20 protein-coding genes are annotated in these 20,519 nt (G+C 69.9%); 10 read left to right on the top strand and 10 right to left on the bottom strand.

Going from position 1 to position 20,519, the window contains the following annotated elements; translation table 11 throughout:
- Window position 1 precedes the first annotated feature (1 nt).
- Genes ACIA6A_RS09935 through ACIA6A_RS09920 form a run of 4 tightly spaced genes read left to right on the top strand, consistent with a single transcriptional unit; the run spans window position 2 to window position 4,328 of the window.
- Window positions 2-2,026, top strand: coding sequence for an MFS transporter (locus ACIA6A_RS09935; protein WP_396097118.1), 2,025 nt, complete (start codon window positions 2-4; stop codon window positions 2,024-2,026).
- 6 nt (window positions 2,027-2,032) lie between these two features.
- Window positions 2,033-2,587: a hypothetical protein gene (locus tag ACIA6A_RS09930; RefSeq protein ID WP_396097117.1), complete on the top strand. Its 555-nt coding sequence runs from the start codon at window positions 2,033-2,035 to the stop codon at window positions 2,585-2,587.
- Complete coding sequence (locus ACIA6A_RS09925; protein ID WP_396097116.1) at window positions 2,587-3,723, top strand: M23 family metallopeptidase; 1,137 nt, start codon at window positions 2,587-2,589, stop codon at window positions 3,721-3,723. The genes ACIA6A_RS09930 and ACIA6A_RS09925 overlap by 1 nt, the downstream gene beginning before the upstream one ends.
- Window positions 3,720-4,328: a hypothetical protein gene (locus ACIA6A_RS09920; RefSeq protein WP_396097115.1), complete on the top strand. Its 609-nt coding sequence runs from the start codon at window positions 3,720-3,722 to the stop codon at window positions 4,326-4,328. Before ACIA6A_RS09925 ends, ACIA6A_RS09920 begins: the two co-directional genes overlap by 4 nt.
- 4 nt (window positions 4,329-4,332) lie before the next feature.
- On the opposite strand, the gene ACIA6A_RS09915 is transcribed toward ACIA6A_RS09920, so the two are convergent.
- Window positions 4,333-4,866: a hypothetical protein gene (locus ACIA6A_RS09915; RefSeq protein ID WP_396097114.1), complete on the bottom strand. Its 534-nt coding sequence runs from the start codon at window positions 4,864-4,866 to the stop codon at window positions 4,333-4,335.
- Window positions 4,867-5,046: 180 nt separating this feature from the next.
- Between ACIA6A_RS09915 and ACIA6A_RS09910 the strand changes: the two genes are divergently transcribed.
- The 3 genes from ACIA6A_RS09910 to ACIA6A_RS09900 are packed head-to-tail and all read left to right on the top strand — an operon-like array spanning window position 5,047 to window position 8,525.
- Window positions 5,047-7,620, top strand: a complete 2,574-nt coding sequence (locus ACIA6A_RS09910) for an FtsK/SpoIIIE domain-containing protein (RefSeq protein ID WP_396097113.1) — start codon at window positions 5,047-5,049, stop codon at window positions 7,618-7,620.
- On the top strand, window positions 7,617-8,255 hold the full coding sequence (locus ACIA6A_RS09905; protein WP_396097112.1) for a hypothetical protein: 639 nt from the start codon (window positions 7,617-7,619) through the stop codon (window positions 8,253-8,255). Before ACIA6A_RS09910 ends, ACIA6A_RS09905 begins: the two co-directional genes overlap by 4 nt.
- A gap of 9 nt (window positions 8,256-8,264) precedes the next feature.
- Window positions 8,265-8,525 carry a hypothetical protein gene (locus ACIA6A_RS09900; protein ID WP_396097110.1) on the top strand — a complete coding sequence of 87 codons (261 nt, stop codon included), beginning with the start codon at window positions 8,265-8,267 and terminating at the stop codon, window positions 8,523-8,525.
- An 84-nt stretch (window positions 8,526-8,609) separates the two neighbouring features.
- Here the strand turns inward: ACIA6A_RS09900 and ACIA6A_RS09895 are convergent, their stop codons facing one another.
- The gene (locus ACIA6A_RS09895; protein ID WP_396097109.1) at window positions 8,610-8,945 is read right to left on the bottom strand and encodes a hypothetical protein; all 336 of its coding nucleotides are present in this window, start codon (window positions 8,943-8,945) and stop codon (window positions 8,610-8,612) included.
- 235 nt (window positions 8,946-9,180) lie between these two features.
- Between ACIA6A_RS09895 and ACIA6A_RS09890 the strand changes: the two genes are divergently transcribed.
- A complete protein-coding gene (locus ACIA6A_RS09890) occupies window positions 9,181-9,531 on the top strand; it encodes a hypothetical protein (protein WP_396097108.1) in 351 nt (116 codons plus the stop codon).
- Here ACIA6A_RS09890 and ACIA6A_RS09885 read toward each other — a convergent pair.
- The 7 genes from ACIA6A_RS09885 to dacB all read right to left on the bottom strand — a co-directional run bounded on the left by ACIA6A_RS09885 (window position 9,509) and on the right by dacB (window position 16,906).
- Window positions 9,509-9,913, bottom strand: coding sequence for a RidA family protein (locus tag ACIA6A_RS09885; protein ID WP_396097107.1), 405 nt, complete (start codon window positions 9,911-9,913; stop codon window positions 9,509-9,511). The genes ACIA6A_RS09890 and ACIA6A_RS09885 overlap by 23 nt on opposite strands.
- Window positions 9,914-9,917: 4 nt before the next feature.
- Entirely contained in the window at window positions 9,918-10,562 is a 645-nt protein-coding gene (gene folE / locus ACIA6A_RS09880) for a GTP cyclohydrolase I FolE (protein ID WP_396097622.1), read from the bottom strand.
- Complete coding sequence (ftsH, locus tag ACIA6A_RS09875; protein ID WP_396097106.1) at window positions 10,559-12,595, bottom strand: ATP-dependent zinc metalloprotease FtsH; 2,037 nt, start codon at window positions 12,593-12,595, stop codon at window positions 10,559-10,561. Before ftsH ends, folE begins: the two co-directional genes overlap by 4 nt.
- 379 nt (window positions 12,596-12,974) lie before the next feature.
- Window positions 12,975-13,550, bottom strand: coding sequence for a hypoxanthine phosphoribosyltransferase (hpt, locus tag ACIA6A_RS09870; protein WP_396097105.1), 576 nt, complete (start codon window positions 13,548-13,550; stop codon window positions 12,975-12,977).
- Window positions 13,551-13,678: 128 nt separating this feature from the next.
- A complete protein-coding gene (tilS, locus tag ACIA6A_RS09865) occupies window positions 13,679-14,647 on the bottom strand; it encodes a tRNA lysidine(34) synthetase TilS (protein ID WP_396097103.1) in 969 nt (322 codons plus the stop codon).
- Between the two features lie 5 nt (window positions 14,648-14,652).
- Window positions 14,653-15,711, bottom strand: coding sequence for a zinc-dependent metalloprotease (locus ACIA6A_RS09860; protein ID WP_396097101.1), 1,059 nt, complete (start codon window positions 15,709-15,711; stop codon window positions 14,653-14,655).
- A 49-nt stretch (window positions 15,712-15,760) separates the two neighbouring features.
- A complete protein-coding gene (gene dacB / locus ACIA6A_RS09855; protein ID WP_396097621.1) occupies window positions 15,761-16,906 on the bottom strand; it encodes a D-alanyl-D-alanine carboxypeptidase/D-alanyl-D-alanine-endopeptidase in 1,146 nt (381 codons plus the stop codon).
- On the opposite strand from dacB, the gene ACIA6A_RS09850 reads away from it, so the two are divergent.
- Together ACIA6A_RS09850 and ACIA6A_RS09845 are read left to right on the top strand one after the other, a co-directional pair.
- The gene (locus ACIA6A_RS09850) at window positions 16,821-17,168 is read left to right on the top strand and encodes a hypothetical protein (protein ID WP_396097658.1); all 348 of its coding nucleotides are present in this window, start codon (window positions 16,821-16,823) and stop codon (window positions 17,166-17,168) included. The genes dacB and ACIA6A_RS09850 overlap by 86 nt on opposite strands.
- A gap of 673 nt (window positions 17,169-17,841) precedes the next feature.
- On the top strand, window positions 17,842-18,351 hold the full coding sequence (locus ACIA6A_RS09845; RefSeq protein WP_396097100.1) for an inorganic diphosphatase: 510 nt from the start codon (window positions 17,842-17,844) through the stop codon (window positions 18,349-18,351).
- Window positions 18,352-19,019: 668 nt separating this feature from the next.
- Here ACIA6A_RS09845 and eccD read toward each other — a convergent pair.
- Entirely contained in the window at window positions 19,020-20,459 is a 1,440-nt protein-coding gene (eccD, locus tag ACIA6A_RS09840; protein ID WP_396097099.1) for a type VII secretion integral membrane protein EccD, read from the bottom strand.
- Window positions 20,460-20,519 lie beyond the last annotated feature (60 nt).

Here is a 20,519-nt window from a genome sequence, read left to right as displayed (position 1 = left end):
CATGCTCCGCCGGGCCTGCGCATCGATCCTGACCATGGCCGTCGCGATGGTGGCCAGCATCGCCTGGGCGGTGGCAGCACCGTCCCCGGCCGTGGCCGGCCCCCTCAAGGCCCCCGGCGGCGCCTGCAGCACGGACGAGTGGAAGCAGGACTTCAAGTCCTGCGTGTCCCGCCTGGCCGACAAGGGGACCGAGAAGGTCCAGTGCCTGGTCCCCCCGGATCCGAACACCCCCGACTCCGGTCTGGCCGGCTGGTTCGCCGAACGGCCGAAATCGTCGACCCTCAACGGCCCGCAGGGCATCTACAGCCAGTACGGGTACGCCGGCTACGGCTACAGCACCTACGACATCGAGGGCGGCTGCGCGTCCACGCTGATCGATCCCGAGTACAAGTTCGAGACCACGGTCGCGAACGGCGAGTTCATGGTCGCGACCGCGGTCATCGGTGCCTCGAACGCCCTGCGGGAGCGGGCCTGGGATCCGTCCGCGCTGTGGGGCTGGGCGGACCCGCTGGTCGACCAGGCCACCAAGGCGGTCTACGAGAAGGTCTTCAGCGTCTTCGGGGTCATCACGCTCGCGGTCATCGGTCTCTACCTCATCTGGCGCTCCCAGCAGGCCGACATGGGCGCTGCGACCACCACGGCGGGGTGGGCCATCCTGGTGATGGTGGCGGTCACCGCGATCGCCGCCTGGCCGGTCAGGTCGGCGAACCTCGCCGACCAGAGCCTCATCACGACCCTCGGCGTGGTCCACGACGCGGTCGGCCCCCGGGCCCAGAACACTCCGGACGGGCAGTGCGACGACCCCAGTCCAGGGGCATGTGACGACAACCGTCCGCCGGCGGTCCGTGCGAGCGATACCGCGACCGACACCATGCTCTACCGGAACTGGCTTCGCGGCCTGCTCGGATCGGCCGACAATCTCACCGCGCAGAAGTACGGCCGGGCTCTGTACGACGCACGTTCGTTCACCTGGGACGAGACGCAGAAGATGCGCGACAACCCGGAGACCCGGCCCGGGACGATCGAGGCCAAGAAGTCGCAGTGGCGAGCGGTCACGAAACTGATCAAGACCGAGGATCCCGAGTCGTACCGCTACCTGACCGGCGTCAACGGGATGGATCGGATCGGGGCCGGGTTCATCGCGGTCCTGGCGGCCATCCTGTTCGCGATGTTCGACCTCACCGCGTCCATCCTGGTCCTGCTCGGCTTCCTGATCTTCCGGTGGGCGGTGATCGCGGCGCCGATCCTCGGCACCGTCGGTCTGCTCCGGCCGGCCAGTTCGGGGATCCGGCGGCTCGCGAACGCCGTGGTGGCCGCCGTCTTCAACATCGCCATCTTCGGTACCGGCGCCGCCATCTACCTGTTCGCCGTCGATCTGATCATGAATACTGCGAGCCTTCCGGGCTGGCTCCAGGTCGTCCTGGTCTGGCTGGTGGGGGTCGTCGGGTGGCTGCTGCTGCGGCCGTACCGGCGGATCACCCAGCTCGGCGGCAAGGACAACACCGCGGCGATCAGCTCGGCCGGGTCGTGGCACCGGCGGTTCTTCCGGGACATGCGGGAGGCGGCCAAGCTGGACGTGGCCGACGGTGGCGGGACGAACGAGCCCCGGATCGGCAAGGGCCGCACGATCTTCGCCGAACAGACGAACCTGCGGCCCGAGGCCCGGCTCGAGGATCCGGCGCACTCCGCCGCCGGCCGGTCCGAGGCGAACCGCACCCTGGCCCCGGTCCTCGGCGGCGCCGGGACCAGGCAGAGCAGACCGGACGGGTCCGAGACGGTGCCGGACGAGCGGCCGGCCGTCAGCCGTCGCCCGGCCACGGCTCCGCCCGGGACCGTGGAGTCCACCGAGTCCAGGGAACCCGCCGAGGCCACCGCGCCGGCCGCACGGCAGCGCCGGAGCGGCACCTCCACCTGGACCGAGCCGGACGTCTCCGACACCGCCTCGTCCTATGCGATCTATCGCCCCGAGACAGGCAGCACCACCCGGGAGCCCGCGACGCCCCGGGTCCGGACCGAGGCTCGGTGACCGGCCATGCCCTCGCCGATCCTGGAACGTGGTCTCACCGGGCTCTTCCGCTCCCGCTGGGGCGTCGCGTTCGTGATCGCGCTGCTCGTGCTCGCGGTGGTCGGTCTCGGCCGGCTCTTCTCGGACGGGGACGACAAACGGCAGCTGCTCGACCCGGTGCCGCCGGCCGCGACCGTGAGCGTCGACCCGAGTCTGGACAACGACAGTGTCGTCGTGGACGACGACCCACCACAGGAACCGGACACCAGCCCGGGGACGGCCAAGCCTGAGGCGGTCGCCTACGCCTTTGCCTCGGCGTGGGTCGACCATAAGAATGTCTCCGCGAAGGCGTGGCACGACGGGATCGTGCCCAACGCCACCGAGGACCTCAGCGCGGAGCTCGACGGGGTGGACCCGGCCGACGTCCCGGCCGACCGGGTGACCGGACGGCCGGAGATCACGCCGACCGGGGACGGTCTGGTCGACGCGATCGTCACGGTCGACTCCGGCAAGCTCACCCTGCAGTTGGTTGCCCCGGACGGGCGGTGGCTCGTCGACGGCGTGGATTGGGAGGGGGCGTGATGCGCTGGAGACCGAAGCGGCTCGCCCTGATCGTCGCGCTGGTCGCGACGCTCACCCTGCTCTGCTGCGGGGGCACCGTCAGCGCCCTGCTGCTCGGCGGGGTCGCCGACGACAGCGGCACCATGACGCTGTCCTCCACCGGTTGCGGCGTCGGCGGCCCGGTCGATCCGAACGCGAAACTGCCGCGACTCCAGTCCTACGGCACGGCCCAGATGAAGAATGCTGCCATCATCATCAACGTGGGTGCCGAGCTGAAGCTGCCGCCGCGAGCCTGGGTGATCGCGGTGGCGACCGCCATGCAGGAATCCCGTCTGTCGAATCTCGGCTATCTCGGCGAGAACAACGACCATGACTCCCTCGGCCTGTTCCAGCAGCGCCCGAGCAGTGGCTGGGGGAAGCCGTCGCAGGTGACCGATCCCGAATACGCGGCGACGAAGTTCTACAACAAGCTGAAGACCGTCAAGAACTGGGATCACCTGCCCCTCACCCGGGCCGCCCAGCGGGTGCAGATCAGTGCCTACCCGAACGCGTACGCGAAGCACGAGCTCGTCGCCACCCAGATCGTGAACGTGCTCGCGGACGGCGCGGCCAACGCGGCCGGCAGTTCGGTGTCGATGGTGTGCGCGTCGCCCGCGGACGTCGCGGCTTCCGGCTGGACCAACCCGCTGGCGGAGAAGGGGCCGGACGCGCACAAGTGGGACGTCGGCTCCGGCTTCCGCACTCTTGACCGCCCGAAACACCAGGGTGTCGACCTGATCGTGGACACCGGCACCCCGGTCCGGTCGGTGGCCAGCGGGGTCGTGTCGCGGGTCAAATGCGACGAGACGTTCGCCGGCGTCAAGGACTGTGACCATGCCGGTTACCCCGGCAAGGGCGGCTGTGGCTGGATGCTGGAGATCCAGCACCCGGGCAACATCATGACCCGGTACTGCCACCTGGTCGAACGGCCGAACCTGAGGGCCGGCCAGCAGGTCGCCGCCGGCGAGGTTGTCGCCACCAGCGGTACGAGCGGCAACTCCTCGGGTCCGCACCTGCACTTCGAGGTCCACCTCAACAACGGCCGGTCCAGCGCGAGCGCGGTGGACCCGGTGCAGTTCATGGCCCAGCGCGGGGCACCGCTGGGAGGCTCGCAATGACCGGCGGAGCTATGCCGGACCCGTTCGCGGGGCACCCGGACTGGGCGCCGGAAACCCCACGGCCGGTCGTGCCGACGCCGGCCACGATGGGCGGTCAGTTGCGCGGGCGGCGGGTGCTGGTCGGGCTGCCCGGCCACGGCTGGCGGGCCGACCTGCGCGCTGACGAGAAGGTGGTCCAGGGCAGCCGTACCTATGTGCCGGTGATGCCCGAGTCGGAGTGGTACCGCGCCGAGGCTGAGCAGACCGAGGTCTTCGCACCGCTCGTACCGGTGGAACGGGTCTGGGTCGAAGAACTGGGCATGGCGGGACTCGGGTCGAGGAAGCCGGCCGACGCGGTGTCCAAGCTGGTGTCGCTGGACCAGCCGCAACGGCGCAACCCGGTCGCGGCGCTGGACGCGGACGCCCTCACCGGCCGCCGGGTGGTGCAGCTGATCGAGGACGGCGGTGAGCGCCGGGACCTACGCGCGGTGACCGAACTGCACACCAGCGACAGCGGTGACATCTGCGCGCGGGTCGCGACGGAGCTGGACTGGTATCGATGGGCCTGGAGCGGCAAAGCGCCCCGGACCCTGGAGGTCCCTGTCCATCTCCTCTGGGCCGAATGATGCGTTAGGACGTCTTGCTCGCCGCACAGACCCGCCAACCGTCGTCCTCGACGAGGGCGAAGGTCCAGTTCTCGACCCGGCGGCTGATCGAATTTCCGTTGGATGAGCCCCCGATGACGAGGTCTGTCGAGACGGATCTCGCGGTCTCGCCCGTCCCTGAGATCGCGAGGCTGCGCCAACTGATGGTCACGGAGACACTGAACTTCTTCTCGCGGTCGACGGCCTCGGTCCGCAACGCGCTGACGTCGCCGAGGTCTGGCCCGGACTTGCAGGTGAAGAGGGAGGCCTGCTGGTCGTCGCGGTTGACCAGGTAGGCGCGGAGGAAGCTGTCCACCACGGCGTCCGGGGCTTCTCGCTCGATTTTGGTGGCTTCGTCGTAGAACGAGACGAAGATGCCCACTCCACCCAGGCACAGGAGGGCCAGGACTCCGCCCACCATGGCCAGGATGAGACGGGTGCGGCGGGTCTTGGCGGATACGGGCGCAGCGGCCGGGGGCGGCGGGACCGCCGGCTGGGCGGGTGGGTTCGTGGGCTGCACCCCTACCAGGTTAGTGGTTTCCGCTGTGGACGCGACCGGATGAACGGGCGCGTGGACAATCTGACAGCCCCGCTCGTCACCCCGTCGACCCCGCACTGGGAAGATTGACCATCGGCTGCGCGTCGCGGGGTGCGCGGCCGGTGCAGGGTACGGTTTGAGCGCACAGATGGAGGTGGGGCGGTGGAGTTCACGGGTCGCACCGGTCAGGCCGCTGCCCTGCATCGACAGGCGGAGGCTACCGCGGTGGCGGCCGCTGCCGCGCTGGGTGCGCAGGCGCTGCCCGCCGCCGACGCGCTGGAGCAGCATCGGCTGGCCGAGGAGTTGCGGGCCGCCGCCGCCGAGCTCGCCCCCGGGTGGCTGGGGTCGCCGCTGGACGCGCTGTCCGCGAATACGCCGCTCGGAGGGTCGTACCCTCCGCAGTTTGTTCGTCTCGGGGTCGCCCAACCGCTCGATGACGCCCGTTTTCCGGCGATTGTCCCGCTGCTCGGCAGCGGGCACCTGACCGTCGACGCCGACGCCCGCGACCCTCGGGTCTCCGGCCTGCTCCGCTGCCTGCTGCTTCGCTTGCTGGCTGCCGCGCCGGCGGGTTCGTTGCTGGTCAGAGCGGTTGACGGTACGGGTGGTGGCGCCGTCTTCGCCCCGTTCGAGGTGCTGGCCGACGCGGGTCTGCTGTCGCCGCCCGCAACCGACCGGGCCGGGCTGCGTGACGTGCTCACCGAGGCCGAGAAGTGGTTGCGTCCCGTTCGTGGTGGACAGCGGCGTCGCGAGCGGATGATGGTGCTGGTCGTCGCTAGCCTGCCGGAGCTGACCGAGGGCGCCGATCTGGTGCGGATCGCCGCGCTGGCCCAGCAGGGCCCGGAGTCGGGCCTGCACCTGATCGTGGCGGGCTGGCCGCCGCCGCCGTTGACCGCGGAGACCACCCAGCCGCCGCTGCCCCGCACCACGCAGGTCTCGCTGCGCAACCCGTACGCCGTGGTCGGTGACCCGCCCGGGGCGACGTTCGGGTCGATGCCGGAGGCGGTGTGGCTGAACGCCCCGGTGTTCCTCGACGAGGATCCGCCGCCGCATCTCATCGACGCGGTGTGCCGGGAGCTGGCCGCTTCGTCGGCGGCCGCGTCCGAGGTGCATCTCGCGCATCTGCTGCCGGAGCCGACCGGGGAGCTGTGGGGTGGCGACGCCGCCGACGGGGTGGGCACCACGGTGGGTTTCGACGGGGAGACCCCGGTCGTGCTGCTCTTCAACGATCTCACCCCACACTGGATGGTCGGCGGGCGGTCCGGCGCCGGCAAGACGGCCTTCCTCATCAACGTTCTGTACGGCCTGTGCACGCGCTACAGCCCCGACGAGCTCAACCTGTACCTGCTCGACTTCAAGGAAGGCATCTCGTTCGCCGAGTTCGTGCCGACCGCCCGGGACCGCACCTGGTTGCCGCACGCGCGGGCGGTGGGGGTCGAGTCCGACCGGGAGTACGGCCTGGCGGTACTGCGGGAGCTCGACGCGGAGATGAGCCGGCGGTCGGTGGCGTACAAACGGGCCGGCGTGACCCGGTTCGCGGATCTGCGCGCGGTGGCGGCCGAGGAGGGGCGCGGCAAGCCGATGCCCCGGGTGCTCTGTGTCATCGACGAGTTCCAGGTACTGCTGGCCGGTAACGACCCGATGGCGACCGAGGCGGTGCAGCTGCTGGAGTCGCTGGCGCGCAAGGGCCGGTCGTACGGCATCCATCTGGTCCTGGCGAGTCAGACCGTGCTCGGGGTCGAGGCCCTGTACGCCAAGCGCGACTCGATCTTCGGTCAGTTCCCGGTCCGGGTCGCTCTGCCCGGCGGCGGTGACGTGCTGGAGCCGACGAACGATTCCGCGGCGGGCCTGCCCCTGGGCACCGCGGTGATCAACACCGCGGGTGGGCTCGGCGGCCCCCGGGGCGCGACCCGGGGCCATGAGCGGATCGTGCGTTTCCCCGATCCGCACGCCGACCGTACGGTGCTCAACGACCTGCGGCACAAGCTGTGGGGCGCCCGCGACCCGGAGTCCGTACCCCCGCGCATCTTCGCCGGGTACGCCCACCAGCACCTCGCCGACGATCCGACCTACCGCGCGGCGCTGGCCGGGCGGGCCGGGCGGCCCGCGGCACTGCTGGGCCGGGTCATCGACGTGAACCTGTCCACGGCCGCTTTCCCGCTGGACGCCTCCCCGGGCCGGCACCTGGCGATCTTCGGCTCGCAGGCGGTGGGCGCTGAGGTCCTGGCGGCCGCCGCGCGCGGTGTCGCCGCGTTCCACCCCCCGCGGACCGCCCGTTTCGTGCTGTCCTCACTGGTGGCCGAGGGCGACGAGCTCGTCAAGGAGCTGGCCGTGGAGATCGGTCACCGGCAGGAGGTCGTCGTGGTCGACGCCACCGGCCTGGCCGCGGAGCTCGACCCGGCCCGCCCCGGTTACCGGATCGTGTTCGGCATGGACGCGGCCGCTCCCGGCGCGCTGCCCGGCCTGCGGCAGCTGCTGCGGGAGGGCCCGAGCCGGGGCGCGCACCTGCTGTCGTGGTGGCGTGGTCTGCGCCGCTTCAACGAGGAGACCGGCGGCAGCACCGGCCGCGAGGACGTGGCCGGGCTGGTCTTCCTGAACGTTCCCGGACAGGACGTGTCGATGCTGCTCGGCAAGGCACTCGACTGGTATCCCCGGGAGAACAGGGCGCTGCTGCACGACCGGCACGCCGACCGCACGGTGACCATGGTCCCCTTCGTACAGCCGGAGGACGACCGATGAGCGACGAGTCAGGGCCCTGGGCGGACTATCTCGCCGCGGCCCAGCGCCTGGACGCGGTGCGCCGCGCGGCCAGTTCGGCCGCGGGTGAGCAGGCCGCGACCATCCAGGCCGCCCAGCAGGAGCTGACGGCCGTACGCGCCCGGCTGGCACCTCAGCGGGCACGCCTGATGCAGGATCTCGGCGTACCCGAGATGGGTCTGCTGCCACAACCGGCCGAGCAGGCTCTCGCCGCACAGGCGATGGCGGGCGGCCCGGCGGCGATCCTGACAGCCCTGCGACAGGCCCGCGCGACAGCCGACGCCGCCGACGCCGGCATGCTGGGCCCGGGTCCGGCATCACCACTGCGGCCCTGGGCCCGGAACCTTCTGGTGTACGGACCGTTCGCGGCGGCCGTACTCATCGTCCAGATCGTGCTCTACCTGGTGGTCCCCAACGGTTCGGTGCCGACATACGCGCTGTTGTGCGGCCTGAGCCTGCCGTTGCTGGCTTTCGGCCTGGGCTGGCTGACCATCGGGTTCGTCTACGGCGGGGCGGGCAGCAAAGTTGACCGCACCCCGATCGTCGGCGCCATCGCCTGCCTGACGCCGGTGCTGCTGACCTGCATGGGTGTCGGCCTACTCGCGTTCATCCAATAGGGGATCACAATGGCCAGTGTCGAAGAGGTCAAGGCAAACGTGGCGGCCTCGGTGGACGGGGCCGGCCGGGCAGTGACCGGCATCCAGCAGATCAACGATCAGCTCGACGACGCTCTGGCCCGGCTCCGCATCACCGCGGTGGGCTCGTTCCACCCGTCCATCGCCATCGCGATAGCCCACCTCGAACAGGCCCGTACCCGCCTCGACGAGGCCGGCACCCTTACCCGGGCCGCCATGGACAGCGCCGACACCTACCGCATGATCATCTGACCCGAACCCGAGCGATGGAAAGATCCTTGATCGCGGCGGGACCGGACGGAGCGCAGACCGGCGAGCCCACGGAAGCTAGTGCCATCAGGGTCCGCGACGATCGCGGACGGGCCTCGGGTCCGTGTCCTCCGCATAGCTGACCTCAATGCCCGGCAGCTCGTTCTGCAACTCGTAAGCGAGCGCCAGCCCTTCCTGCCGCCAGCTTCGCTCCTCATCAACGCCGGTGAACTCGAAGTCCGTCAGCGCGATGCCGTTGAACCGCTCGTTCCATGCCCGCAACCGCTGGACAAGCTGCGTGCTGACACCGAGATCCTGGAGAACGACCGGACCCATGTGGTCAAGGTCCGGGTCCCAGACGGGGTCGTCGCTCATGTACTCAGCCATCACGCGAAGAGCGTGCGGGCGGTACGCCTCCTCCATTTGGTGATCATGGCACGCTCGCTGCCGACTGGTGCAACTCCCGGCCGGCCGGGACCGCTACCCGCGCTCAGAACCACGAACCCTCAGCGCGCATCCCGCTCGCGCTTGTGTCCATGACCTGTCGCACCGCCGAGCGGGCCAGAGACGCCGTGACGGTCACGTTCACCGCCCATGCCGACGTTCCGGGCCATCCTGGTGGAGACACTCGTCCGGCCGTACAGCGATGATGAGCGTCATGGAGGATCAGCAGGCTCCGCGATCCGCCGAGAGTGCGGTGAAGGTCATCACGCTCTGCGGCTCGACGACGTTCGAGGCTGAGTTCGTGGACGTCAACCAGCGGCTCACGATGGACGGTTGCGTCGTCATCAGCCTCGGGATGTTCAGCCTCCCCGACCTGCCGGGCTACGACTGGACAACCGACAGCTCGGACCTGAAGGGACGGCTCGGCCGCGTGCACTTCCACAAGATCCGCATGGCTATCGCCTACGCGGAGTCGCTCGGCAAACCGGTGCGGCATCTGAGTCGCGAGCGCCTGACTCGAACGGGAGACGCCCACCAGGACCCTAGTCGCTCAGGGCCGCGGTGAGGTCGACCTCGATGAGTTGCCCGCTGTAGCCGAGCGCCGTCACGCCCAGCAGCGTGCTCGCCGTCGTGAAGGCCGGCGCCAGTTCGGAGTTGTTGAGGTGGTCCCAGACGGCGGAGAGCACCGTGCTGTCCGGGCTCGTCACGTAGACGATGGAGCGGACCACGTCGGACGGCTCGGCGCCGGCCGCGGTGAGGGCGGCCAGGCAGTTGGTGATGACCTGGTCGGTCTGGGCGAGGTAGTCGCCCGGGGCTCCGACGACCTTGCCCGCCAGGTCGAGGGGGCATTGGCCGGCCAGGTGGGCGATCCGGCCGGGGGCGGAGATCGTCACGTGGCTGTAGCCGGAGGGTTCGTGGATCGTCGGCGGGTTGAGCTTTTCGAGCATGGGATCACCTGGCGTTGATCAGCATCATGGCTTCGGCGCGGACTTTGCCGTCACGCTGGAAGGCACCACGGACGGCGGAGGTCACCGTACGTGCTCCGACCTTGCGGATGCCACGCATTTCCATGCACAGGTGTTCGCATTCCAGCACGACGATGGCGCCGCGCGGGACGAGTTTCTCCATGAGCAGGTCGGCTATCTGCGAGGTGAGCCGTTCCTGGACCTGGGGACGCCGGGCGAAGACCTCGACGAGCCGGGCGAGCTTGGACAGCCCGGTGATCCGGCCGTCGGCGCCGGGGATGTAGCCGACGTGGGCGACACCCTTGAACGGCAGCAGGTGGTGCTCGCAGAGGCTCATCACTTCGATGTCGCGGACGAGCACGAGTTCCTCGTGGTTCGCCTCGAACGTGGTGGTGAGGACCTTGCCGGGGTCGACGCGCAGCCCGGCGAAGAGTTCCGCGTAGGCCCGGGCGACCCGGGCCGGGGTGCGTTGGAGACCGTCACGGTCCGGGTCCTCACCGATCGCGATGAGGATCTCCCGGACCGCCTTCTCGATGCGCGCCAGGTCGACGGTGCTCTCGACCGGTGACCCGGTGAGTTTGCCGTCGACCAGACGCGCCGCAAGATAGTCGAGCTCGCCGTCGGTGCTCAGTGCCCCTCCACGTTTCCGTTCGGGTTGATGTCCGACGACGTGGTGTTGCTGCCGCCACCGACGGCGACCTGGCCGTCGGCCTCGGCCTGCACCTTGAGCTTCTCGCGCTCGGCCGGCGAGAGGATCGGGGGCGCCTCGGACGGGAGCCGCTTGCCGAAGCCGTTGAACGGCGACATCGGCGCGCGCTTGGCCACCCGGACACAGATCCGGTCCATGTCCTCGCGGGTGATGGTTTCCTTCTCCATCAGCTCGAGGACCATGCTGTCGAGCACGTCGCGGTACTCGACGAGGATTTCCCACGCCTCGTCGTGCGCCAGCTCGATGAGCGCGCGCACCTCGGCGTCGATCTCGGCGGCGACCGAGTCGGAGTATCCCCGCTCGTGCCCCATCGAGCGGCCCATGAACGGCTCGTCGTTGTTCGAGCCGTACTTGACCGCACCCAGCTTGGTGCTCATGCCGTACTGGGTGACCATGGCGCGGGCCAGGCCGGACGCCTTCTCGATGTCGTTGCCGGCACCCGTGGTGGGCTCGTGGAAGACGAGCTCCTCGGCGGCGCGGCCACCCAGCGCGTACGCCAGGGTGTCGATCATCTCGGCGCGGGTCTGGGTGTACTTGTCCTCGGTCGGCAGCACCAGCGTGTGGCCCAGCGAGCGGCCACGCGGCAGGATCGTCACCTTGTGCACCGGGGCCGAGTGCGGCAGCGCGTAGGCGACCAGCGCGTGTCCACCCTCGTGGTACGCGGTGATCTTCTTCTCGCTGTCGCTCATGGCCCGGGTCTTGCGCTCGGGACCGGCGATGACCCGGTCGATCGCCTCTTCGAGCGCCTCGTTGGCGATCGCCCGCTTCTCGTGCCGGGCGGTCAGCAGCGCGGCCTCGTTGATGACGTTCGCGAGGTCGGCACCCGAGAAGCCCGGGGTCCGGCGCGCGACCGAGTCGAGGTCGACGTCGGGCGTGAACGGCTTGCCCTTGGCGTGCACCCGCAGGATGGCCTTGCGGCCCTCCATGTCGGGGTTGTCCACCGGGATCTGCCGGTCGAAGCGGCCCGGGCGCAGCAGCGCCGGGTCGAGGATGTCCGGCCGGTTCGTGGCGGCGATCAGGATGACCCCACCCTTGGTGTCGAAGCCGTCCATCTCGACGAGCAGCTGGTTGAGCGTCTGCTCGCGCTCGTCGTGCCCGCCGCCCATGCCGGCGCCGCGGTGCCGGCCGACGGCATCGATCTCGTCGACGAACACGATGGCCGGGGCATTCGCCTTGGCCTGCTCGAACAGGTCGCGGACGCGGCTCGCGCCGACACCCACGAACATCTCGACGAAGTCGGAACCGGAGATCGAGTAGAACGGCACCCCGGCCTCGCCGGCGACGGCTCTCGCGAGCAGCGTCTTACCGGTACCCGGCTGCCCGAAGAGCAGGACGCCCTTGGGGATCTTGGCGCCGAGTGCCTGGTACTTCGCCGGGTTCTGCAGGAAGTCCTTGATCTCGTGGAGCTCCTCGACGGCCTCGTCGGCCCCCGCCACGTCGGCGAAGGTCGTCTTGGGCATGTCCTTGGTCAGCATCTTGGCCTTGGACTTGCCGAAGTTGAGGACCCGCGAACCGCCACCCTGCATCTGCGACATGAACAGCAGCAGCAGGATCACGAGGATCGCGATGGGGAGCAGGTTGACGAGCAGACTCAGCAGAATGCTGTCGCCGGAGACCGTGGCGTTGACCGTGCCGGTGACCCGGCCCGCGGTCTTCGCTTCCTGGACCTCGGCCCAGACCTCATCCGTGAGTTCGTACGGATACTGGGTCTCGATCTTGTCCGTGGTCTTGCCGTCGAAGCGCTCGGGGGAAGCCAGTTCGAGTTGGAGCGTCTGCTCCTTGTCTTCCTGGATGACCTTCTCGATCCCAGGCTGGTTGAGTCGCTCGAGGACGACGGAAGTATCAACTCGCTGGTAGCTCGGACCACTGGTGAAGAATGAGCTCAGCGCAATCGCACCGATGATCACCAGAATGATCCAGACCACCGGGCGGCGGAAGAAACGCGTACGTTCCATACTGTTGTCGAGCGCTCACGCGCCCGGACCCTCCTGATCGGCGTCCTGGTCACCTGGGATTGACGAGCCCCCGTCACCACCACCGGTAGGCGGGTAGGCGACGGAGACACTGCCGGATCGGATAACCCCGGGGCCGCGGGGCAAACCCCCGGCGGCCCGTCCGTTACCGGTCCAGCCCCTCCGGCGCTGTGAGACGGCGCCATCGGTCACTCGACCGTACACCGTGGGTGCCTGTCACAACTCTGTGAGCCCGCCCCGCCGAGGCCCTCCCGTTACTGGCTGTTCCCCCCAGGGGCACCTGATAAGCGGCACAAAGTCGGACAATACCTGCCGCTTCGGGACCGGGTATCCGATTCCTGAGAGTCGCCTGGGAGAACGTTCAGCTACGGGCGTAGACCTCGGGCTTGAGCACCCCGACGTACGGAAGCTCGCGGTAGCGCTCCGCGAAGTCGAGGCCGTAACCGACCACGAACTCGCTCGGGATGTCGAAGCCGACGTACTTGGTCGGCACCGGCACCTTGATCGCCTCGGGCTTGCGGAACAACGCCACCACCTCGACGCTCTCCGGGGCGCGCGACTGCAGGTAGCGCATCAGCCAGGAGAGGGTCAGGCCGGAGTCGACGATGTCCTCGACGATGACCACGTGCCGGCCCGCGATGTCGCTGTCCAGGTCCTTGAGGATGCGCACCACCCCGGAGGAAGTGGTGCCGGAGCCGTAGGACGAGACGGCCATGAACTCCATCTCGATGGAGGGACCGGTGCGGCCCAGCGCGCGCGCGAAGTCGGCCATGAACATGACCGCGCCCTTGAGCACACAGACCAGGAGAACGCCGCCCTCAGCGTCCGCGTAATCCGCGGCGACCTGCTTCGCGAGCTCTTCGGTCTTCTCGCGGATCTGCTCCTCGGAGATGATCACGCGGTCGATGTCAGCGTCGTACCAGGAGCCATCTGCCATGGGGTCTAGCCTGCCGCATGAATGGTGCAGCGCGTGGGCGGGGGCAGCGGTCCGTGCCCAAAGAACCGCAGGTTATGGGGTGAATCCGCCCGAGCCGCCCGCCCGGACGCCACACACCGTGACAACTGTCACAGGGGCACCCGCAGAAGATCATCACCTCGCCGCGCGACCGCGATCCCGCCCGGCAACACGGCGTAGCCCTGACCATGCCAATCCGTGACAAGTGCGTCAAGCGCGGCAACGTGCCGGTGCGACAGCGCCGACCCCGGCGCACCCAGTTCGAGCGCCCACGCGTGCAGCACCCGGCCCCGAACCGCCAGTGGCAGATCAGACAAATGCGAAATGTTCAAGCCGGGAGAGGACCGGGCTGCCGACAAGGCACCCACGGCAAGGTCATCGAGGTATGCCACATCGGCGGCAACCAACGAAGCAGTCCGAGCCAGATTGGCCACTACCCCGTCCCCGAGCGTGGCGACCAGCGCCGGCAGGGCATCGGCACGCACGCGCGACCTCGCGTACGCGGGATCGGTGTTGTGCGGGTCTTCCCAAACGCCGAAGCCGAGCGCGGCACAGGCCTTGCGGGTGTCGGCGCGGGCAATGTCGAGCAGCGGCCGGACGAAGATCCCCCGGCGCCGCGGCATCCCGGCCAGCCCACGCGGGCCGGAACCCCGGGCGAGCGCCAGCAACACGGTCTCCGCCTGGTCGTCCCGGGTGTGCCCGAGCAGCACCGACGCCGCCCCGACCCGCCCGGCGACCCCTGACAACGCCTCGTAGCGGGCGTCCCGCGCCGCAGCCTCGGGACCGCCCGCACGCCCGCCGACGTCCACCGCCTCGACCGAAACAGGTGAGAGCCCCACCGACCGGGCCCAGTCGGCCACCGCGGCCGCCCGAGCCCCGGAACCGTCCTGGAGCTGGTGGTCGACGGTCACCAGGCCGGCCCGCACACCGAGCCGAGGCGCCACGAAGGCGGCGGCCGCGGCGAGGGCCATCGAGTCCGCACCCCCCGAGCAGGCGACCAGCACCGGGCCCGGGGCGGACGCCAGCACGCGCCGGACCGCCACACGGATGGTCGCGACCGGTGCCGGGATGCGGGCCATCGACGTTACGAAACCAGGCCCACCGGGCCGTGCACCCGCGCCACCCAGGCATCCGGGTCGCCGAGTTCCTCGAGCCGGGGCAGGGTCAGCGGCGAGCTGAAGATCTTGTTGAAGCCCTCCATGCCGACCCGTTCCACGACCCCGTGCACGAACTTGCGGCCCTCCGCGTACTGACGCATCTTGACCTCGATGCCGAGCAGCCGCCGGATGACCTTCTCCAGCGGGTTGCCGCTCTCGCGGCGCTGGTTGAACTTGGACCGGATGGACTCGACCGACGGGACGATCTCCGGGCCGACCCCGTCCATCACGAACTCGGCGTGGCCCTCCAGCAGCGTCATCAGCGCGGTCAGCCGGTCGAGGACGGCCTTCTGACCGGGTGTCTGCACGATGTCGAGGACCGACGCACGGCTGTCCTCGTCGCGCAGGACGTCGGACAGCGACGCGACGCCACGACGGATGCGCTCCAGGATGTGCTCGGTGCTCTGCGAGGCGTCGACGAACGCCTGGACCTCGCCGAGGAAGTAGCCCCGCATCCAGGGCACGGCCTGGAACTGGGTCAGGTGGGTGACCTCGTGCAGGCACACCCAGAGCCGGAAGTCGCGCGGGTCGGCGCCGAGCTTGCGCTCCACCTCGACGATGTTCGGCGCGTTGAGCAGCAACTGGCCGGGCTCCGCGGAGAAGACCTCATACTGCCCGAGGACCCGCCCGGAGAGGTAGGCCAGCACGGTGCCGGCCTGCACCCCGGTGACCCGGGACCCGATGGCGTCGGCGAGCGCGCCCGGCTGGTTGTCCCCGGAGAGCCGGCTGACCAGCGGGATGATCACTTCCTTGAGGCCGGCGATGTTCACCGCGGCCCAGTCCTTGCGGTCCACGATGCGTACCGGCGGACCCTCGACCTGCGGGGTCAGCCCGGTGTATTCGGCGACGTGCCGCCGGGCCTCATCGGTGAGCTCGCGCAGTTGCGCGACCACCTCCGTAGCTTCCTCGTAGGACACCGCGGGTCCGGATTTCGACAGCGCGCCCGCGGTGGCGGCGGCCAGATCCCAGTCAACGAACTGCGCCATGCTGACCACCGTACCCGCGGGGGACCAGCCGCCCACCCTGAGAAAACCCTTACTGGCAGCCGCAGGTCACCAGCTTGGCGGCGATCCTGTCCAGCGCCTGCCGCGCCGCCCCCGACTCCCCGGTCGCGTCGGCCAGCACCGCGAACACCAGCAACCGGCCGTCCGTGGTCACCAGCGCCCCGGAGATCGCATTGACCCCGCTGAGCGACCCGGTCTTGGCCCGCACCAGCCCCTGCCCGACCTGATTCGGCGCGGGCGTGACGAACCGGGTCCGCAGCGTGCCCGACCAGCCGGCCACCGGAAGACCCCCGAACAGGCTGCTGACCTCGGGATTTGTGCCATTGGCGGCCAGTGTCAGCACCTCGGTCAGCAGCGCGGGACTGATCCCGTTGTGCCGGGAGAGCCCGCTCGCGTCGTACAGATTGGCCTCGTCGGAGGAAAGTCCCAGCTCGAGCAGTTTGTCCTGCATGGCGCCGGCGGCGCCGTCGAACGAGGCCTCCTTGCCGGCAGCCAGCGCGACCTGCCGTCCCATCGCCTCGGCGAGCACGTTGTCACTCTGTTGCAACATCCAGTCGACCACGTGCACCAGCGGCGGCGACTGGACCTTGCCCAGCTCAGACCCGGCAGCAACCCCCTCAACCGGAGCCGAGGACGATGCGGCGGCCGGCGCCTTACCCTTCGAGACCGAGGAAATCCCGAGCTGTTTCGCGAACGCCTTCCCGGCCGCCAGCGAAGGATCGGAGAACCGAGGATCGCCTCCGACATCGTTGTGCACCGGCTTGACCCGCCCGGCGTTGGTCATCAGCGCCTGGATCCGGGCAACCTGCCCGGCACCGATCAGGTCGCTGTCCCACCCCGTCGCGGTCTCCGGTCCGGTGAACAGCGAATTGTCGACAACGACCCTGGTGGGAGCCTGCCCCCCGAGCGCCTTCTTCACCTGCGCGGCCAGCCGATCAAGCCGCGCGGCCCCGGGAAACTGCCCGCCGGCATCGACCGACAGCGTCGGATCACCCCCGCCGACCAGCACGACCACACCGGGTTCGGCACCGGCGACAGCCCGGGTGACCAGCCGATACGCCGGACCGCGGGCAGCCAGCACGGTAGCCGCGGTGAGCACCTTCGTGGTCGACGCGGGCGTGGTCATGAGATCAGCGTTCTTCGCGTACAGCGAATCACCGGTAGCCGCGTCGACCACGGAAACGTTCACCTGGCTGCCGAGCGCGGCCGCCCCCACCAGCGGTCCGATCGCGGCCTTGACCCCGTCAGCGCTGGGCACGCCCCCATCGACCCCGACGGCGGCCAGCACCGGCGTAGGCGTGGGATCAGGCGTAGGCGCGACACTCGGTGCCACCGACGGCTCCGCCGACAGCCAGCCCTCGACCGGTCCCGGCCGGACCACAAAAACCGCCCCGACCACCAGGACCAAGAGCAATACCGACAAACCAGACACCACATAGGTACGGCGGAGCTTGCTGCCGGGAGACGCCGTCGACGGCGAACCCCCGCCGGCAACCCCGGTCCCGGAGCTGCCGGGACCGCCGGGCTGACCTGCCGGGAGATCCAAGGGCACAAAAGCAGCCCCCCGAACCCCCGCAGCCTGAGCACCGGAGGCCGGACCACCCACGGCCGGACCACCCACGGCCTGACCACCCACGGCCTGACCAACCTCGGCCTGACCGCCGGAGGCCCGTGCACCCGGCGCCGCGCTTTCCGGAGCCGAGGCGTCCGGAGCCGAGGCGTCAGTGGCCTGAGGAGTGGCCGGCTGACCGGACGGCTGACCGCCGTGCTGGACGATCGGCGGCTGCGGTTGCGGAGTGGCCAGATTCAGCGGCACGGACGCCCGGCCGTACGTGTTGCCCGGCGGCCGTACGGGAATTAGGGCATTATTGGACAAACCATCATGCCCTACCGGAGAATCACCAGTTCGCGGCCGCGACACGCCGTCATACTCAGGAGTGTTCTGTGAATCTTGCCTCCCCACACGCCCCTCCTCAGGATGTAGCGGCAGACTTAGGGGAGACTACAAACATCCGGCACACCGGTGCGCACGGATCCGGCGAGCCGCAGGCAGCGCCCCCGTCTATCGGAATGCAGCCGGTTCTCCAGGCCGGGCGAACAAGGGAGCGAACGATGGATTTCGACGTACTGGTTGAGATCCCCAAGGGCCACCGAAACAAATACGAGGTCGACCACAAGACTGGTCGCATCCGGCTCGACAGGACGCTCTTCACCTCGACGCAGTATCCGGCCGACTACGGCTTCATCGAGGGAACCCTCGGTCAGGACGGCGACCCGCTGGACGCACTGGTCCTGGTGCCGGAGCCGACCTTCCCCGGGTGCTTGATCCGCTCCCGCGCGGTCGGCATGTACCGCATGTCCGACGAGAAGGGCCGCGACGACAAGGTCCTCTGCGTCCCCTTCGAGGACCCGCGCCAGGAGCACCTGCGCGACATCCACCACGTGGCCGAGTTCGACCGCATGGAGATCCAGCACTTCTTCACGGTCTACAAGGACCTGGAGCCGGGAAAGTCCGTCGAGGGCGCGACCTGGACCGGCCGTATGGAGGCGGAGGAGGAGATCCGCGCCTCCTTCAAGCGCGCCGAGGCAGCCGAGGCCGCCGAGCACGGCGAGGCCCACTGAGCAACTCCGGCCCCCGCCAGCCGGGAGCCTGAGAAAAACGAATAAAGAACGACGGCCGAGCAAAAGCCCGGCCGTCGTTCTTTTGCGTCCCCGCCGCAGCCCAGCCACCAACGCCAAGCCGCGCAATCAACGCCAGGCCGTCACCCAAGCCAGGCGGAGCATCCACCACCAGGCCGGCCGGTCAAGCCCGGCCCGGCGATAAAACCCGGCCCGGCGGCCAAGCCAGGCGGTCAAGCCAGGCGGTCAAGCCAGGCGGTCAAGCCAGACCAGCGATCGAGCCAGACCAGCGATCGAGCCAGACCAGCGATCGAGCCAGGCCCTGGCTGGTCGAGCCGGATCGAACGGTCAAGCTAAGTCAGATGATCAAACACCCGGCCGCACCGTCAACGCCGGCCCGCCGTCAACGCCGGCTCGCCACCCAAGTCAGGCCGCCATCCAAGCCAGGCCGCATCCACACCCGGCCGAGCGGACAACGCTGGGCCGAGCGGAGAGCGGGCCATTGCCACCCCGGGCCGAGTCGGATCGGACTGGGCCGGGCCGGGCGGCCCGGGCGCGGGTTGTGCGCGCCTCGGAGCGTGCCCGACGCTGCCAGCGCGACTCCAGCAGCGCGACTCCAGCAGCGCGACACCGGCAGCGCGACACCGGCAGCGCGACGCGAGGGCAGGGGGTCAGGCGATGCTGATGTTGCTGACGAGGCTGTAGAGGCCGACCACCGAGCAGGCCACCGGGATCACCGCGATCACCGCGAGGCTGTCGAGCAGGTCAGCCGCCCGGCCGAGGTACGGCGAGGGTGCCCGTTTGGTCCAGGTTGCTCCGGCCGCCACCGTGGCCATCGCGACCAGGAGGCCGGCCACGCTCAGGCCGAGCAAGGTGGTCGCTCCGGCGCCCCAGAGGAGGTCGATGCCGAGGGCGAATGCTCCGAACAAGCCGGCCGTGATGAGCGGCACCCGCTGGCGCAGGGTCACGAAGAGGCGGGAGCGCAGCAGGAGGGCGGCCACGGAGAGGGCCATCAAAATCTGGGCGGCCACGCCTCCGGTGGCGGCCAGCACCACGAACGCTCCGGCGGCCAGGACCGCGTGGCCGGTGAGCATGCCGGTGAGGAGTTCCTCGGTGCGGCTGACCGCGGCGAAGACCCGGGCCCGGGAGGGGCGTTCGCGCGCCGCGTCGAGGGTGTTGCCTCGGGCTCCGGTGAAAGTCTGCTCAGCCTCGGCGCCGGTCGGGAGTGTGACCGGCGGGGTGGGCATCTTGCCGAAGCGGATCGCGACCAGGGGCAGCACGCCGATGCCGCAGACCAGGAGCGAGATGAGGACCGCGGCGGCTCCCGCGGCCGAGGTGACGAAGCTGACCAGGGCGGCCACGGCGCCGAGGACGCCGGTCATCGCGCCGGCCGCGAAGATGCGCAGGGAGGCTGCCACGCCGACGCCGCCGAGTGCGGCCAGCAGGAGCAGGGCTACCGAGCCGGCGAGGAGTTCGGCGCCGCCCAGCCAGGGGAGCAGCGGGAATGCGCCGACCTTGTCGACGGAGCCCTGGGTGACGAGCACCGCTCCGCCCGCGAACGCGTACGGAAGGGCCATCCCGCCGAGGGCCGCTCCGGCGCGCGCGTCGCCGTACGCGCGGGAGGCGGTGATGCCGGAGAGCGAGAGCATCAGTCCCACGCCGAGTCCGACGTAGGCCGCGCCGTCCCAGGCCGGTCCGGCCGCCAGGACGGCGATCAGGCCGAGGGAGAGCAGCACCGCCGCACCGGCGAGGGTGGCTGTGCGGGTGGAGGCCGGGGACCAGACGGCGCCGCGGCGACGGGCTCCTTCGGCGATGGCTTCGACCACGTCGTCGTATTCGAGTTCGGGCCATTCCTCACGGGCCGGGACGAGGTGAAGAACCTCACCGTCACGCACCCCCTGCGGGAAAAGGCCCTGGGCGGTGACCAGCGCCACACCGTCCGTACGCCTCAGCACCCAGCCGCCGTGCCGTTCACCGTCGTCGGCCAGGCCTTCTCCGGCGTGCCTCAACACTTCCGGTAGCAGCTCGGCCAACGGAACGTGTTCAGGCAGCGCGACATCGACCCTGCGCTGAGGGGCGCTGATCGTGACCCGAGCAAGACCGACGCTCATTGCCTAATTTCCTATCGATGGTGACGAGGCTGCGGAACTGAGGGGACTTTACCTATCCTG

It is taken from the genome of Actinoplanes sp. NPDC051494 (genome assembly GCF_044454705.1).
Lineage (GTDB): Bacteria > Actinomycetota > Actinomycetes > Mycobacteriales > Micromonosporaceae > Actinoplanes.
This window is presented reverse-complemented; position numbering and strand designations above follow the sequence as displayed.